This window comes from Cricetibacter osteomyelitidis (genome assembly GCF_004340985.1).
GTDB classification, from domain to species: Bacteria; Pseudomonadota; Gammaproteobacteria; order Enterobacterales; family Pasteurellaceae; genus Cricetibacter; species Cricetibacter osteomyelitidis.
Genome location: NZ_SLYB01000017.1, coordinates 1 through 16,757, shown reverse-complemented (window position 1 = coordinate 16,757; position 16,757 = coordinate 1). Strand labels below are relative to the sequence as shown.

Sequence of the window (16,757 nt, the reverse complement as noted above, 5' to 3'; positions counted from 1 at the left end):
AAGGAAAAAGAAAGGGAACAACTTTTGCTGCTCCCTATAAATGCTTACTGTTTCGGTACAAACTTCAACAACCGATTGGCATTACTTGCGACAGTGATAGACGATAACGCCATTGCGGCACCGCCGACCATCGGGTTGAGCAAAATGCCAAAGAACGGGTATAACACACCGGCAGCAATGGGGATACCTAGAGAGTTATACACGAAAGCACCGAACAAATTTTGTTTCATATTATGTAATGTGCCCTTAGCGAGAGCCAAGCCGTCGGCAACACCGTGGATGCTGGAACGCATTAGAGTGAGTTCGGCAGTTTCGATAGCCACATCCGTGCCCCCTCCCATTGCAACGCCAACATTGGCTTGAGCTAATGCCGGTGCATCGTTAATGCCGTCGCCGACCATCATGACTTTGCGACCTTGGGCTTGCAATGTTTGAATCGCTGCGGCTTTACCTTCCGGCAATACACCGGCAATCACGCACTCAATGCCTGCTTCTTTGGCAATAGCTTGAGCTGTTTTCTCTTGATCGCCGGTAAGCATTACCAAATGATAACCCTGTTTATACAAACGTTGTAAGGCTTCCATGCTGTCATCACGCAATGGATCACGGATTGCCAGGATACCGACCAGTTGATTATCCACCGCTAAAAAGACGATGGTCGCCCCTTTTTCGCTTTCAACCGTCACCACACTTTTAGCCATTGATGTATCCACATTATGCTGTTGCAACAAAGCCTCATTCCCCAATAACAAGGTTTGATTATTTGTCACACCACTAATGCCTAATCCTTTTAAAGTATTAAAGTTATTTATTTGTGACAAAGTGATTTTTTTATCATTCGCCAATTTCAACACGGCTTTCGCCAATGGGTGATTTGCACCTTGCTCCAAACCGGCAGCCAGAGCGATCACTTGATTTTCGCTAAATCCGTTAAAAGAATAAAGTGCGGTCACTTTTGGCTGACCTTTAGTCAGTGTGCCGGTTTTATCAAATACAATGGTATCCACTTCGCTGGCTTTTTGTAGTGCATCAGCATCACGCACCAACACGCCCAATTCTGCCGCACGGCCAACACCTGCGATAATAGACATCGGCGTTGCCAAGCCTAAAGCACAAGGGCAAGCAATAATCAATACAGTTGTGAACACCACAAAAGAATAACGAGCATCGTAAAAATACCACACCACGGCAGCCAACACGGCAATCGCCACAACAATCGGCACAAATACTGATGCGATTTTATCCGCCAACTGACCGATTTGCGGTTTACTGCTTTGAGCCTGACGCACCAGTTTGATAATATTCGCCAAGGTGGTATTACGACCGATTTGCTCGGCTATCATTAAAGCGCTGCCATCCGTAATCAACGTACCGGCATTGACTTTATCATTGATATTTTTCTGTACCGGCACCGGTTCACCGGTAAGCATAGATTCATCTACCCACACCGAACCTTGCGTAATGGAACCGTCTACGGAAACTCTGTCACCGGTTAATAAACGCAGTTTATTGCCTTGTTTCACGTCATTGAGCGGAATGTCACGTTCGCCTTGTTCATCGGCAATACGAGCCGTTTTTGGCGTGAGATCCAATAATCGCTCCAATGCACTGGATGAACGTTGCTTTGCTTTAGCTTCCAGCATTTTACCCAAATTGATTAAACCGATAATCATTGTGCCTGATTCAAAATATAAATGCCGCGAATCTTGCGGAAACCAGTCCGGTTTGAGTGCAATAATCATGGAAAACGACCAGGCCACACCTGTGCCTAATGCCACCAAAGTATCCATTGTGGCAGAGCCGCTCAATAAGGCTTTCCACGCCCGTTGATAAAAATGGCCGCCCGTCAACCACATTACGACCATCGTCACCATCCCCACGACAATCCAATAAGGTTGCGTTTCAGCCGTGACGGTCATATTATCGCCAAGCAAGCCCCATGCCATTAAACCAAACCCCACAATCAACGCTACAATGGCTTGCCATTTGCGTTGTTTGATTTCGTAAATGGTTTGAATCTGTTGTTTTTCCCGACGTTTATTTTCGTCTTCAATGACTTCCGCGCCATAACCGGCTTTCACCACTGCATCGATCATCGCTTGCGGCTCGGCTTCACCGAATACCAATGCGGTACGCTCTGCCAAATTCACCCGCACCGCCTCAACATTCGGCACGGCTTTCAGTGCGTTTTCCACTTTCAACACACAAGCGACACAGCTTAATCCGTCCAGCAATAATAAACTGGATTCCGCCTGATCCTGATTTTCTATTTTATTTTCCGGTGCTATTTCAGTTATCCGTTTTTCAACTGTTTGATTTTCGGCCGGACTCTTTTCAGCTGCGGCAGGATCAGGCATTACTGCTTTACCGACGCTTCATACCCTGCAGCCACGATGGCATCAATCGCCGCTTGTACATTTACATTGCCATAGATTTTCGCTTCTGTTTTGCTTACATCAAAAATTTCTGCATTTTCCACCGCACTTAGGGCTTTTTCCATATTTTTAATGCAATGCCCACAACTTAAACCGTTTAATGCTAAATACACGCTTGGTTCACCGGCAAGCTCTGCACCATAGTCTTCTGCTTTCACCGCCTCAATTAAGATTTGCGGATCCACATCTCCTACTACTTTAGCAAATTCTTTGGTGACGGTAACGGTTTCTACTCCGTCGATTTTTTCTAATACTTGAGTGACATTTTTTACACAATGTCCGCAAGATAAACCGCTTAACGCTAAAATTGTTGTTGTCATAACAAGCTCCTTGTTGAAATATTTTTTGACGGTGCTACTATAAACCTTGCCCTAACAGGAAGGTCAAGCACTTTATCAAGGATAAAATAATGAATATTGCTGAAATAGCCAAACAGACGGAATTGTCCGCCAAAACCATTCGTTTTTATGAAGAAAAAGGATTGATCACACCGCCGGATCGCGCAGCAAACGGTTATCGTCAATATAATCAGTCTCATATCAATGAGTTGAATTTATTACATCAAGCCCGCTTGGTAGGATTCTCCCTGCCGGAAGCCAAAGATCTGATGGAACTCTACCGCGATCCGCATCGTCGCAGTGCAGATGTGAAAAAACGGACATTAGAAAAAATCGCCGAAATCGATCGCCAAATTGAAAAACTCAAGACCATGAAACAGCAGTTAATTGAACTTGCCGACCAATGTCCCGGCGATGAATCCTGTTGTTGTCCGATTATTAATGGGTTAGCCAAGATTTAAGGTCATCTGCTCCGTTTCATCATTTTCCGGTAAATTCACGTGTAAACCGATTAACCGCACAGTGCGGCCGTTGCAACGCTGCCAAACGGCTTGTAATAACTGTGCAAAAGTTTCTTGGGAAAAATCCACCGCACTTTTATCCAATGTGGTGGTTTGAAAATCATCAAATTTTAATTTAACGCCGAGTTTATGCAGCGTTTCCGGCTGAATATTTTGCCGCCGAATACGGCGTTCCAGTTCCTTATATTGGGTTTTCAAAATCGGTAATGCCTGCTCTACAGTGGAAATATCCTGCAATAAGGTATTTTCCACGCCGATAGATTTCCGCTCACGGTGCGTTTCAATTTTTCGTTCATCAATGCCGTGACTAAACTGCCAAATGCGTTTGCCCATTTTGCCGAAATGCTGTATAAACAGCGGTAAATTAGACCGCTGCACATCTTGGCACAGTTCGAATCCCAAAGCAGATAATTTTTGTGCGGTGACTTTGCCCACTCCGGGAATTTTCTTTAAGGGCAGTGTTTTAACAAAGTGCGCTACGTTTTCTGGCGTAATCACAAATTGTCCGTTGGGTTTATTTTGATCGGACGCAATTTTGGCTAAAAATTTCAGCGGTGCTATACCGGCAGAGGCGGTAAGATGCAATTCATCCAAAATCGTTTGGCGGATTTCTTGTGCGATCCACGTCGCCGAACCGGAACATTGCTCGCAATCCGTCACATCCAAATAGGCTTCGTCCAAAGAAAGGGGTTCGATAATCTGCGTATAACGGCGGAAAATCTGATGAATTTGGGCAGATACCTGTTTATACAAGGTAAAATTCGGTTTTACCAAAATCAGATCCGGGCAGAGTTTCACCGCTCTGGCGGATGCCATTGCACTGTGCAGACCGAATTTGCGGGCTTCATAATTACAAGTAGCCAATACGCCCCGTTGTTCCGGCAAACCACCCACGGCAATAGGCTTGCCCCGCAAATGGGGATTTTCCCACATTTCTACGGCGGCATAAAAACAGTCCATATCAATATGAATGATTTTTCGTGATTTTGGCTTCGGTTCCGGCATTGATAATAAAACAAAAGTGCGGTTAAAATTTTTAAATATTTTACCGCACTTTACTATATAAATAAACAGTATTTTATAACCTGTTATTGCTGTGTTCTTGCCAATAATAATACTTTTGAAAACAATCGTTTAAATAAAATAGGAATGGATTGACTGCCGCGTTTTTCGATTTCATCGGAAATGGCAATAGCCAAATCAGGTTTGGATGTACGCTGGATAGCCTTTTGAATAATGCGGGATACGGGATTGCTTTTCATCGGAATCCAATGAGCCAGACGAATAAAAATATCATCAAAACCTTCACTATAAAAGAAATGTTCAATATCTACTTTTGGCAATGTGGTAATCCGCTGACTCATTGTTTCTCCTTCGGGCAACATTGTTCGTACCACTTCCGTATATTTTTTGCCCGCTTCATCGCCGTCCGTCAACACATACCATTCAATGCCCATGGCTTTCACATATTTAATCAGCGGCCGCAAACCGGACTGAGCAAATTCCACAATACGGATACCTTCCATTTCCAAATTGATATTTAATAATTTTGCCAATTCCGACAAAATCCATACTTCCGTTTCCCCTTCTACCAAGATCCACATTCGGGCGAATAATGCTAAACTACGGTTATAATGCACATGAAAAGTCAAACGACGCAAATCTTCTTTGCTCAAATCCCGCCGTTGCAGTTGAAAACTTTGCGTACGATCCGTGTAACGTACCAAGCGGCAAATAGATCGCAGCTCCACTTGTGATAAAAGTTCAACGGAATTGGTAGTTGTAATTCGCTGAATAGGCAGATAACCTGCCATTTCCCAAGCAATTGCCATCATTCTCGGATGTAAGCGGGCTTCCAGATCTTCTAATAAGATGATCGGTCGGGTAAATTTACCAAAACGAATTTTTTCATGACTACTAAATAATCCCGATAAATGAGCGAATAATTGGTGGGCTAATTGCCTGGAACTATCTTGTTGCAAGCGTTGGCACAATGAATGAACTCTTGCCCATAGCAATGAAATATCCTTCACCGGTATATCTATCAGTTGTTGATCAAGTAAATAATATTGCAATAACAAGCCGGTAGCGATAATTTCTTTTTGTAAATCGGAATCTGTTTTCGGTAACGGTAAAGGGTGCAAATTATAATAATGCCGTTGCAAACGGGCATCACGAAAACGATAGACGGGATGACGGGAAATCAAAGTAAAAACCAGTGATTCAGTATTTTCTGTTTCTATCGGATCGCCATTTTCATTTAAAAACGAATACTCGGTTATCACTGAATTATCCGCCCGCCAATCCCCTGTTACCCGTAAATAAATCCGTTCGAAGCCGTCTTGGTGTCTGGCAAAAATGGGGCGATAGAGATAATTATAGGATTCGTTACTCTCTTTTTGATTACTTTCGGAAAAGGTGAATAATAAGGTGAGATGGCGTAATTTTGTGATTTTTTCATTTTCATAATGAATATGAAAATCCGAAGATTGAAATTGATACAGCACTTTTTCAGGATTCAAAATCAATCGTAAGGCATCCAATAAACTGGATTTACCCCAAGCATTTTCACCAATCAGCACCATATTAGGATGCAAATTAATAGACAATCGGTTAATTCCACGAAATCCCACTACATCCACTTGCCGTAAATACATTTGCCACTCCTTGCATCAAAAATTTAGTAAAATTCTACCGCACTTTCTGTTAATCGGATATAAAAAAAGCACGAACATTAACATTCGTGCTTTTTGATAATTTATTATAGAAGTATATGCAACGTGATTACCATTGATAACCTACACCGATAAGCCCTACATCGCCGCGGCTGTTTGTGCTATATCAAGGGAATTAAGAGGAATGCCGCATCCCCAATAAAATAAACGTTATTTTTTAGGTAAAACGATTTTCTTCTCTTCGCTTTCACGATATAACACTAAAATATGACCAATCGTCTGCACTGCTTCCGCACCGGATTCACGCACGATGGCATCAATAATCAGCTGTTTGGTTTCGCGATCTGCTCCGGCAATTCTTACTTTGATCAATTCATGATGATCCAATGCGTTGTCAATTTCCGCCAACACGCCTTCCGTAAGACCGTTTCCGCCCAGCATTACCACCGGATTTAAGTGATGTGCCAAGCCTTTAAGAAATTGTTTTTGTTTGGTTGTTAATGACATAATGTTCCTACTTATTAAATATAATTTACTTCGATAATATCGAATTCCACCGCTCCGCCCGGAGTAGTAATGTTTACGGTATCGTCCACATCTTTGCCGATTAAACCGCGGGCAATCGGTGAGTTCACTGAAATCAAACCTTCTTTGATATTGGCTTCATCATCGCCGACAATGCGATAAGTCACTTCTTCGTCAGTGGCATTGTTCACCAACACCACCGTCGCCCCAAAGATCACTTTGCCGTTATTCGGGATTTTGGTGACATCAATCACCTGGCTGTGCGATAACTTGCTTTCAATTTCCTGAATACGACCTTCGCAAAAACCTTGTTGTTCACGAGCGGCATGATACTCTGCATTTTCTTTTAAATCGCCGTGTTCGCGTGCTTCTGCAATGGCTTTAATAATTTCCGGACGACGGGTGTTTTTCAAAAAATCCAGTTCTTCTTTTAATTGTTCGGCTCCGCGAACAGTCATTGGAATTTGTTTCATTTTTTCTTAATTTTCCTTTATTTCAATAAAAAAGAAATCGCAACATTGTGCGGCTATGCTACAATATTGAACTTCTAAAAACGGTTAAAATGATTTAACCACATATTATTCAATTTATCGCACAAAATAGCAACCTAAAATAGCAAACATCGCAGTATATCTTATGAACAATTTTTCACAATTTAAACGCCGTCTAACCCGAAGTGCGGTCATTTTCAGCTCATTTTTCTCCGCGTTTTCTTTCGCCGAAGTGAATATCGCACAATATGTTCAGTCTTTACCAAAAGGGGCAAGTGTCGGATTTATCGCAAAAAATTTAACCAATAATCAAATTGAAGCCAGCTATAACAGCGATATTTTTATGCTGCCTGCCAGTACACAAAAAGTTTTCACAGCATTAGCGGCCAAACTGACATTAGATGAAAATTTTAAATTTCAGACCGCACTTCTCACCAATGGCAAAGTGGAAAACGGTCAACTAAACGGTGATTTGATTGTGCGTTTCACCGGTGATCCCGATCTCACCAGCGGTCAGCTTTATAATTTATTGGCTCAGTTGAAAAAACAAGGTATTACAAATATTAAAGGGAATTTGATTTTAGACACTTCAATCTTTACCAGTCACGACCGAGCTTCCGGTTGGATCTGGAATGATTTAACCATGTGTTTTAATTCCCCGCCGGCAGCCGTGAATATTGATAACAACTGTTTTTATGTAGATTTAGATGCCACTCAGTCGCCGGGTGAATTAGTGAAATTCAATGTGCCGTCACAGTATCCGATTCAAGTATTCGGTCAGGTGCGTATTGCCGATAAGGGCGATGCGGCTTATTGTCAGTTGGATGCAGTGGTGCACGATAATAATCGCTACCAAATTAAAGGTTGTTTAGGCCGTCAAACCAAACCTTTCGGTTTAAGCTTTGCGGTGCAAGATCCCGATGCTTATGCCGCAGCGATTATTCAACGTCAATTAGTACGTTTAGGGATCCAATTTAACGGGCAAGTGTGGCTGCCGATGTCGCCACAACAAGGCACATTATTGGCAGAACATTATTCTCAACCGTTACAGACCTTATTGAAAAAAATGATGAAAAAATCGGATAATCAAATTGCCGATGCGTTATTCCGTACGGTGGCCTATCATCATTTCAAACGTCCGGCATCTTTTAATTTAGGCACCTTAGCCATTCGCCAGATTTTGCAATCCAAAGCAGGAATTAAATTCGGTCATGCAATGCTGATCGATGGTTCCGGTTTATCTCGCCATAATCTGGTTTCTGCCGATATGATGCTGCAAGCCTTAGATTATATTGCCAAAAATGAAGACAAACTGCACCTATTGGAAACCTTCCCCATTGCCGGTGTGGACGGTACAATCAGCGGACGCGGTTCTATGATCAAAGCACCTTTGGTGAAAAATATTATCGCCAAAACAGGATCATTGAAAGGGGTTTATAATTTAGCGGGCTTTATGACAAACGCCCGCGGCGAACGGGTCGCATTCGTGCAATTTATCAACGGCTACTCCACCGGTGATTTAGAAAATAAAACCAAACGGGCTCCGCTAGTGCAATTTGAAAATGGGGTTTATATGGGATTGTATAATCAATAATTTTTCAAAAAAATGACCGCACTTTCAAAAGAACGGTCATTTTGTTTTAATCACAAGGTGCAATCTTAATTGCCAATCCGCCGGTGGATGTTTCGCGATATTTGGCGTTCATATCCTTGCCGGTTTCAAACATGGTTTCAATCACTTTATCCAAACTGACCCGCGGAATGCCGGAACGACGCAATGCCATTCTGCTGGCATTAACCGCTTTCACTGAGGCAATAGCATTGCGTTCAATGCACGGCACTTGCACTTGTCCGCCCACAGGATCACAGGTCAACCCCAAGTTATGTTCCATGGCTATTTCCGCCGCGGTACATACTTGCTCCGGCGAACCGCCTAAAATTTCAGTTAACCCGGCTGCCGCCATTGAACAGGCAACGCCGACTTCCCCTTGACAGCCCACTTCAGCTCCGGAAATGGATGCATTCATTTTATATAAAGAACCGATTAACGATGTAGTAAGCAAATAACGTTCAATCGTTTCTTGACTAAGCGGTGCCACAAATTTTTCATAATAAGCCAATACCGCCGGCACGATACCACAAGCACCGTTGGTTGGTGCGGTTACTACACGTCCGCCGGCTGCATTTTCTTCATTCACCGCAAGGGCAAACAGATTGATCCAGTCGATGACTTCCATCGGATCATTAGACATACTCTGAGATGCTTGCAAAGTGCGGTGTAGCGCTCCCGCCCGACGAACGACTTTTAACGGCCCGGGCAATAAACCTTCTGCCTGCAACCCTTGTTGAATACAAGCCTCCATGGTTTGCCATATTTTCAGCAAATAATCCGATAATGCTTTCTCTGAATGCAATGCCAATTCATTTTGACGGGCGAAACCGGAAATAGACAAACCTAAATCCTTGCAATATTGCAAAATATCCGTTGCGTAACGATAAGGATAAGGCACTGGCTGTTCATTGTCTTGCATTTCACCAAAATGGGCTTCATCCACAATAAAACCACCGCCAATAGAATAAAAAGTTTTCATATAAATCGGTGTTTGTTCGTGATACGCCGAAAGCACCATGGCATTTTCATGGCGAGGCAGAAATTCAAAATGAAAAGGAATATCCTGATAAAAATTAAAGGGAATTACTTTGGAATTAGCCGCATCCGCTTCATTTAAGGTGATTTCATAATACTGTTTAATACGCCTGATAGTCGGATCGATGTGAGCAATATCCACGTTATCCGGCAGATACCCCATCAACCCCATCACAATGGCCGTATCGGTATTATGTCCGCGTCCGGTCAAAGCTAAAGAACCGTACACATCCGCCACAATTCGAGTAGTTTGCTCAAATTTACTGTTTTGCAGCAATTCATCAATAAATTGTTTAGCTGCTTTCATCGGCCCGACGGTATGAGAACTGGACGGTCCAATGCCAATTTTGAATATATTAAAAACACTGATCATAAAAATTCTCAAAAATATTATAAAAAAAGACCGCGCTTTATGAACAAAAGTGCGGTAATTTCTAATAAAGTTTAACGATTAAGCTTCATTATGCATTTCTAAATTAGTCGCATCTTTTTCACGTTTTTTCTTAGCCGAATCATTACGTTGGTTAGCAATGTTGTCTAAGTATTCCGGTGTAATATCGCCGGTCACATACTCACCGGTAAAGACGGAACAATCAAACTTTTGAATTGCCGGATTTTCTTGTTGTACAGAAGCGGTTAATGCCTCAAGATCCTGGAAGATCAAACCGTCCACACCAATTAATTTTGCCACTTCATCGACATCTCGCCCATAGGCAATTAACTCGTTTTTAGTCGGCATATCAATACCATACACGTTCGGATAGCGAATTTCCGGTGCGGCAGAGGCAAAATAGATTTTTTTCGCTCCCGCTGCACGTGCCATATCCACGATTTGTTCTGATGTGGTACCGCGTACGATAGAATCATCCACTAATAATACATTTTTACCTTTAAATTCCGATGAGATCGTATTTAATTTACGACGTACCGCACTGGTACGTTGTGCTTGTCCCGGCATAATAAAGGTACGCCCTACGTAGCGGTTTTTCACAAAACCCTGGCGATACGGTTTGCCTAATACATGAGCAATACGCAATGCGATATCATTAGAGGTTTCCGGCACCGGAATAACCACATCAATATCCGCATCTTTCCATTGTTTCGCAATTTTTTCGCCTAAACGCTCCCCCATATGCACACGAGCGGCATACACAGACACACCGTCAATGCAAGAATCCGGGCGGGCAAAATAAACAAATTCAAAAATACACGGATTTAAGACCGAATTTTCTGCACAGATTTCTGAATACATTTCGCCGTCAAAGGTAATATACACCGCTTCACCCGGCTGTATGTCACGCACAAATTCAAAACCTAAGGTATCTAACGCCACGGTTTCAGAGGCAAATATATATTCCGGTTTACCGTTGGCATCTCTTTTGCCTAATACTAAGGGTCGAATGCCGTGCGGATCTCGAAAGGCGACTAAACCGTGACCGATAATCATAGCTACACAAGCATAAGCACCGCTGATATCCGCATTGGTTTTTTTAATTGCCGTAAAGATATCTGCCGGCATTAAATGTTCTACATCAATATGATCAAGATGATATGCTAAAATATTCAGCAATGCCTCGGAATCGGAATTAGTATTCACATGACGACGAGCCAATTTGAACAACTTTTCTTTTAATTCCGTAAAATTGGTTAAATTCCCATTATGCACCAAAGTCAAACCATAAGGCGAATTCACATAAAACGGCTGAGCTTCCGATACGCTGGAACTGCCTGCCGTAGGATAACGCACATGACCGATTCCGGCATTACCTTGCAAACGTTGCATATGAATTTGTTGGAAAATATCGCTTACCAAGCCATTTGCTTTACGCAGGCGGAAACGATTTTCATCATCTATCGTCACAATACCGGCGGCATCTTGTCCGCGGTGTTGTAAAACGGTTAAAGCGTCATAAATGGATTGGTTCACCGGAGTTTGTCCAACGATGCCTACAATACCGCACATAAATCTGTACCCTCTATATTAACTTACTGATTTAACGTTGATTTTAAAAAACTGGAACTGGCTTGCAATTGTTCAAAAAACCATTCCACAATAAACCCGAAGTGCGGGATTAATTGAGACTCTTTCCACCATTCGCTTTGCTCAAAATTAGTGAAAGTATCAATAAAGAATAATAATGCGGCAACAATTAACACGCCCCGCATTAAACCAAAACAAGCACCTAACACACGATCTGTGCCGGATAAACCAGTTTTGTCCACTAATTGACTAATAACATAATTGACTACTGCACCGACAATTAAGGTGGCAATAAACAGAATACCGATAGCCGTGCCGTTACGCACATACTCCGATTCTATTTGGGTGAAAAAATTAGCTAGATAAGGGTAAAAATTGCTGGCTACTAAAAATGCACCTATCCAACTGGCTAGTGACATCACTTCGCGTACAAAGCCACGAAACAAACTGACAATAATAGAAAAAACAATAATACCGATGATAATATAATCGATCATAAAAATCTCTGATAAATAAAAATTTATGCGTGCCTATTCTACTACAATCATCAAGGTTTAAAAAGTCACTTCCTTACAATTCATCCCAAAAAGATTGTTCTAATTTTTGTTCTGCCAACTTCAAAATACGGGCAAAATCCAAATAATTCGGCGTAGTTTGCACTTGCGGCAAAGCGATATTTTTAGCTTTCAGCTGTTCGGAAATTTTATCAAACCACACCGCACTTTGTGTCGGCAAGGATTTATTCGCTCTTTTGCCCAACCAATATAAATCTTGAAAAGGAATGCACAATGCAAAAACAGCAGTAATCACCATGGCACTTAAATCATTCATCCCCTTGCCGAATAAAACCCACCAACAGATGGAAAATACGGCGACAAAAGGCATAATACGTTGTGCAAATTTCGTACTTTTGATAATCCGATTTTCCGGAAAAATCATTCCAAGTTTGGCAACCTGCGGCCAAGTATTCAAGTAAAGTTGACCTTGTTTTAAGGTGTGAAAAAATGACATTAATGATCCTTATTGCAAAATATTTGTTTATGCTAACATAAAAAGTGCGGTAAAATTAAGCAAAGTTTTTATTACTATCCTTATCATGCACACAGATATTCACGCTAAACCCGCAAATCTCATTGCTTTCGCCTTTTTGTTAATTGCTTTTCTCACCGGCATCGCATCAGCGTTTCAACTGCCTACATTAAGTTTGTTCTTATCCAAAGAAATTCAAGTATCACCATTGATGGTAGGTTGTTTTTATTCCATTAATGCGGTAATCGGCATCACTGTCAGCCAACTGGTTGCCGCTTATTCCGACAAACAAGACGATCGCCGCAAAATAATGATTTTCTGCTGTTTAACCGCCGTGGTCGGTTGCTTGATTTTTGCCTATATCCGCAATTATTACATTTTAGTGCTATTCGGTACGGTATTAATCGGCTTAGGTTCGGCTTCCAATCCGCAAACCTTTGCCTTCGCCCGCGAATATGCCGAAAGCAGCGGACGGGAAGCTGTGATGTTCACCACTATTTTACGTACTCAAATTTCACTGGCCTGGATCGTCGGCCCACCGCTTTCTTTTATGATTGCAACAAATTGGGGATTTAACTGGATGTATCTGGTTGCCGCATTGGCATTTTTATTTTGCGCCGTCATCACATTTGCCCTATTACCTAAAGTTTCACGCAAACAAATTAATACACCTCAACAAGTTCAAGAAGCCCCGCGAAAAAACCGCAAAAGCACCTTGTATTTATTTATCGTCTGTTTTCTGGGATGGACTTGTAACAGCGTCTATTTGATCAATATGCCGCTATATGTGATCAACGATCTGCATTTACCGGAAAAAATTGCGGGGATATTAATGGGAACAGCTGCCGGATTAGAAATTCCTGTGATGTTGCTGGCCAGCTATCTCAATCGTTATATCAGTAAAAAACAGCTAATGTTCACCGCACTTATTGCCTGCATGCTATTTTATCTCGGCTTGTTATTTGCTCAAGAAACCTGGCAGTTGTTGGCATTACAAGTGCTTAACGCTATATTTATCGGCATCCTGGCAACGGTGGGTATGCTCTATTTTCAAGATCTGATGCCTCGCCAGATGGGAGCAGCCACCACGTTATTCAGCAACGCCGCAAAAAGCAGCTGGATTCTAGGCGGTCCTATTGCAGGCATTATCTCGCAATATTGGTATTATAATACAGTGTTTTATGTATGTATTATTGCAGCCATAATATCTGTCGGATTAATGATTAAAGTGAAAAGTTGCTAATTAAATAATAGGGCGTATCCTTACGCCTTCAAACTGCTGACAAACCTCTAAACCTCTCTATCTGGAACCAATGTCTTAACGGCATAGCCCCCATATCATTCAAAAAAATCAGGGAAAATCCTTGCTTAAACAGGATTTAGCACAAATAAACTGAAAAAGGAATTTAAAGTAAAAAATAAACCCACCCGATTTCAACAATCAGATGGGTTTATCGTTGGTTTAAGGATTAAACTTTATTACTTAATCCTTAGTGAGGACTCCCGGTACATTAATTCAATGTTAAGGTTTTAAATGGACTTTCAACTACATGATCATGAATCGTAAACTTAAGATTTGGATTATCTTTAAAGTTTTCATACAGATAACGCAACTCTCTTGATGTTACGGCATTGTAATGCTCATAATTCGGATCAAATAATTTTTTCAGATTTTCCATATTGATCTCTGTCTTATTTGAATTAAATCTCATTGTATTAGTGACCAATCCATCTAATGCAAAATACACTTTTCCACCTCGCTCTAAGGTTTCTTTTGCAATCAACTTAGTTTTTTCAGAAAAGAAATCCATTCTTGAGTTATTCAATTCCTGCTGAGCCGCATTGTATTGTTCAATCACATCATTCTGTTCTTTAGTGAAAGAAGGCGATGTTTGGGGATCATCAATATCCACCAATTCATTTTTCTTCAATTCTTGCATTAAGTGGCGTTCCTTTTCATTAAATTCAGCCATTCGATTTAACGCATCAATTACCTCTGGATTTTTCAATAATTCGCTGATGATTTTTTTGTTATCTTCAACATTTGCCTTATTGATTCTGCTCCGAGGAGAGCTTGCTAACACATTATCAGCCGCAGGATCTTTAAATTGAGCAATATGATCAATATCCTGTTCGGTTACTTGTCCTTTCTTGACTTTATCCGCCAACTTAGAAAGATTGCTGAATTCATAACCTAGGTTCAGTTCACCGATATAACTATCAGCGAGGATAGGGTTGCGTTTTGCTTTATCTGCCTGATTAGCTCTATGAATCAAAACTTCCCGACCTTTTTGTAAACCATAAACTAATGCGTTATCACCAAATCCGACCGACTCTTCTTTAGCCGTTTCAAGGTTATTGTTTTTATTTGGTAAATGCTCGATGCTTTTAATATCGGCTGTTCCCTCAAAGTTATTGTCCTTATTTAGTGAATGCTCGATCGTTTTAACATCAGCTTTTCCCTCAAGGTTGTTGTCCTTATTTGGTGAATGCTCGATCTTTTTAACATCGGCTTTTCCCTCTTTATAACCTTTATCGACCAATTTACTTAATTCATCTCCTAATTTATGCCCAGAAAAAAACGCTTCTCTTTCTTGAGGCTGCTTTTTATAGGCTTCGAGATTAGCTAAGCTCGAGTTGATATAATAAGTACCGTTTAATGCCATTAAGTTAGCATCGTTTCTCATATGTTCAGGCAATTTATCTTTATGGCGGATAATTTGTGCCTGATCATGATGAGTGAGTTCGTGGACGATAGTATCCAGAATCTCTTTATTATTTTGTTTTTTTGAACGTAAAAAACTGAGGATTGGTGTTGCATTCATTTGAACCAAATTATCACCGTAAGATCCTTGCTTCAGTGCAAACGGGTTATTGCCAGTAAACTCTAGATCTGCCCGTCTTCCTTCAATGCCGGTAACCTCTTGTAATGCCTCAAATTTTGCTTGCTCAACCATACGAAATAGTTGTTGAATCCCTTCTTCGTTGCCTGATAGTTTTTGTTTCATCAGTTGGTGGAAAGCACTATTTGAGTCTAATTTATCCACAATTTTACGGTTAATCTCATGTCGAGAATTTAAATAAGCCTCATCCAATTCTATTTTGCTCAAGGCTTTACCCATATTTTTTACGTTGTTACCTTCAAACCCTTCGATGGTATCCGGTCGATGAATTTTCTTACCGATTTCCTTAGCTTTAGTCGCTAAAGCAGTCGCATCTTCCACATTTAATCCATAAGCAAGTTCTTGTAATGCTTTAAGTAAATGCTCTTTTGGTAAAGTTTCTGCATTTTCAGCCAGAATTTTCAATTTTTTCTCGGCTTCTTTTGCACTATCCCGTTCACGAGCTTTACGCTTAGCTTCCTCAAAAAGCTTTTTAGAATCAATGGTTGATGTAGCTTCATCAGAACGTTTATCTGCTTGCTTCGCTTTTGGTTTGCTATCAGCTAACGTCGGTGCAGATTCAGGTGCACGATTGTTATTGTTGTTAGCGTTACCTTCCCGAATAGCAGGAATTTCTGCATAATCGCTTTCAGCGTGATTGCCTTTTGTGCTACCAGCTTGTGGTAATTCAGGTAATTCACGTTTAGCTCTGTTTTTGCTTTCGCTTGCTGCCGGAATTTCCGCATAGTCACTTTCAGCGTGGTTACCTTTTGTATTACCGCTTTGTGGTAATTCAGGTAATGCACGTTTCGCTTTATTTTCAACCGCACTTGCTGCCGGAATTTCTGCATAATCACTTTCAGCATGGTTGCCTTTCGTATTACCCGCTTGTGGTAATTCAGGTAATGCACGTTTAGATCTGTTTTTGATCTCGCTTGCTGCCGGAGCTTCTGCTTCATGACTTGCTGTGTTATCAACCTTTGTGCTGCTTTCTGTTGTCGCTTTAGCACCCTTAATTGTCATGTAATCGGCGTTATCTTCACTTGGTACGCTTTGTTTCACACCAAATAAGTCATCTTTTTCTTTCGCTAAACGAGCCGCTTTATCTTCAGCAGATTCTGTTTTAGGCTTTTTCTTGCTTGGATCAATTTGGGCATATAAACCTGCATTTTCATCTGCCTGTGCAGCCGGTTTTTCTGCTTCGGTAAATTTCGGTTTTGCCTCTTCAATTGA

The 16,757-nt window shown here is 41.3% G+C and carries 13 protein-coding genes and 1 pseudogene; 3 read left to right on the top strand and 11 right to left on the bottom strand.

All coding sequences use genetic code 11. The features are described 5' to 3' along the window. Positions 1-44: 44 nt before the first annotated feature. Both EDC44_RS08535 and EDC44_RS13100 read right to left on the bottom strand, forming a co-directional pair. On the bottom strand, positions 45-2,357 hold the full coding sequence (locus EDC44_RS08535; protein WP_131977400.1) for a copper-translocating P-type ATPase: 2,313 nt from the start codon (positions 2,355-2,357) through the stop codon (positions 45-47). Next, on the bottom strand, positions 2,357-2,755 hold the full coding sequence (locus EDC44_RS13100; protein ID WP_131977397.1) for a cation transporter: 399 nt from the start codon (positions 2,753-2,755) through the stop codon (positions 2,357-2,359). Before EDC44_RS13100 ends, EDC44_RS08535 begins: the two co-directional genes overlap by 1 nt. A gap of 89 nt (positions 2,756-2,844) precedes the next feature. Here EDC44_RS13100 and cueR point away from each other — a divergent pair, with 89 nt between their 5' ends. After that, positions 2,845-3,234: a Cu(I)-responsive transcriptional regulator gene (cueR, locus tag EDC44_RS08525; RefSeq protein ID WP_131977394.1), complete on the top strand. Its 390-nt coding sequence runs from the start codon at positions 2,845-2,847 to the stop codon at positions 3,232-3,234. Here cueR and dinB read toward each other — a convergent pair. The 4 genes from dinB to greA form a co-directional block, all read right to left on the bottom strand. Beyond that, positions 3,220-4,299, bottom strand: coding sequence for a DNA polymerase IV (gene dinB / locus EDC44_RS08520; protein WP_131977391.1), 1,080 nt, complete (start codon positions 4,297-4,299; stop codon positions 3,220-3,222). The two genes, cueR and dinB, sit on opposite strands and share 15 nt — an antisense overlap. 83 nt (positions 4,300-4,382) lie before the next feature. Beyond that, positions 4,383-5,951: a DUF2813 domain-containing protein gene (locus EDC44_RS08515; RefSeq protein ID WP_131977388.1), complete on the bottom strand. Its 1,569-nt coding sequence runs from the start codon at positions 5,949-5,951 to the stop codon at positions 4,383-4,385. A gap of 228 nt (positions 5,952-6,179) precedes the next feature. Beyond that, positions 6,180-6,476 carry a ribosome assembly RNA-binding protein YhbY gene (gene yhbY, locus EDC44_RS08510; RefSeq protein WP_131977385.1) on the bottom strand — a complete coding sequence of 99 codons (297 nt, stop codon included), beginning with the start codon at positions 6,474-6,476 and terminating at the stop codon, positions 6,180-6,182. Between the two features lie 14 nt (positions 6,477-6,490). Next, entirely contained in the window at positions 6,491-6,967 is a 477-nt protein-coding gene (gene greA, locus EDC44_RS08505) for a transcription elongation factor GreA (protein WP_131977383.1), read from the bottom strand. Positions 6,968-7,130: 163 nt separating this feature from the next. On the opposite strand from greA, the gene dacB reads away from it, so the two are divergent. Next, a complete protein-coding gene (dacB, locus tag EDC44_RS08500) occupies positions 7,131-8,579 on the top strand; it encodes a serine-type D-Ala-D-Ala carboxypeptidase (protein ID WP_131977380.1) in 1,449 nt (482 codons plus the stop codon). Positions 8,580-8,625: 46 nt separating this feature from the next. On the opposite strand, the gene EDC44_RS08495 is transcribed toward dacB, so the two are convergent. The 4 genes from EDC44_RS08495 to yfbV all read right to left on the bottom strand — a co-directional run bounded on the left by EDC44_RS08495 (position 8,626) and on the right by yfbV (position 12,624). Further along, positions 8,626-10,005: an L-serine ammonia-lyase gene (locus EDC44_RS08495; protein WP_131977377.1), complete on the bottom strand. Its 1,380-nt coding sequence runs from the start codon at positions 10,003-10,005 to the stop codon at positions 8,626-8,628. Positions 10,006-10,083: 78 nt separating this feature from the next. Then, entirely contained in the window at positions 10,084-11,595 is a 1,512-nt protein-coding gene (purF, locus tag EDC44_RS08490; protein ID WP_131977374.1) for an amidophosphoribosyltransferase, read from the bottom strand. Between the two features lie 23 nt (positions 11,596-11,618). Further along, positions 11,619-12,110: a CvpA family protein gene (locus tag EDC44_RS08485; protein WP_131977371.1), complete on the bottom strand. Its 492-nt coding sequence runs from the start codon at positions 12,108-12,110 to the stop codon at positions 11,619-11,621. Between the two features lie 73 nt (positions 12,111-12,183). Continuing rightward, positions 12,184-12,624 (bottom strand): terminus macrodomain insulation protein YfbV, encoded by a 441-nt coding sequence (yfbV, locus tag EDC44_RS08480; protein WP_131977369.1) that lies wholly within the window; start codon positions 12,622-12,624, stop codon positions 12,184-12,186. A gap of 85 nt (positions 12,625-12,709) precedes the next feature. On the opposite strand from yfbV, the gene EDC44_RS08475 reads away from it, so the two are divergent. Further along, positions 12,710-13,885, top strand: coding sequence for an MFS transporter (locus EDC44_RS08475; protein WP_131977366.1), 1,176 nt, complete (start codon positions 12,710-12,712; stop codon positions 13,883-13,885). A 268-nt stretch (positions 13,886-14,153) separates the two neighbouring features. Here the strand turns inward: EDC44_RS08475 and EDC44_RS12985 are convergent. Beyond that, a pseudogene (locus EDC44_RS12985) lies at positions 14,154-16,757 on the bottom strand (hypothetical protein); the annotation flags it as partial.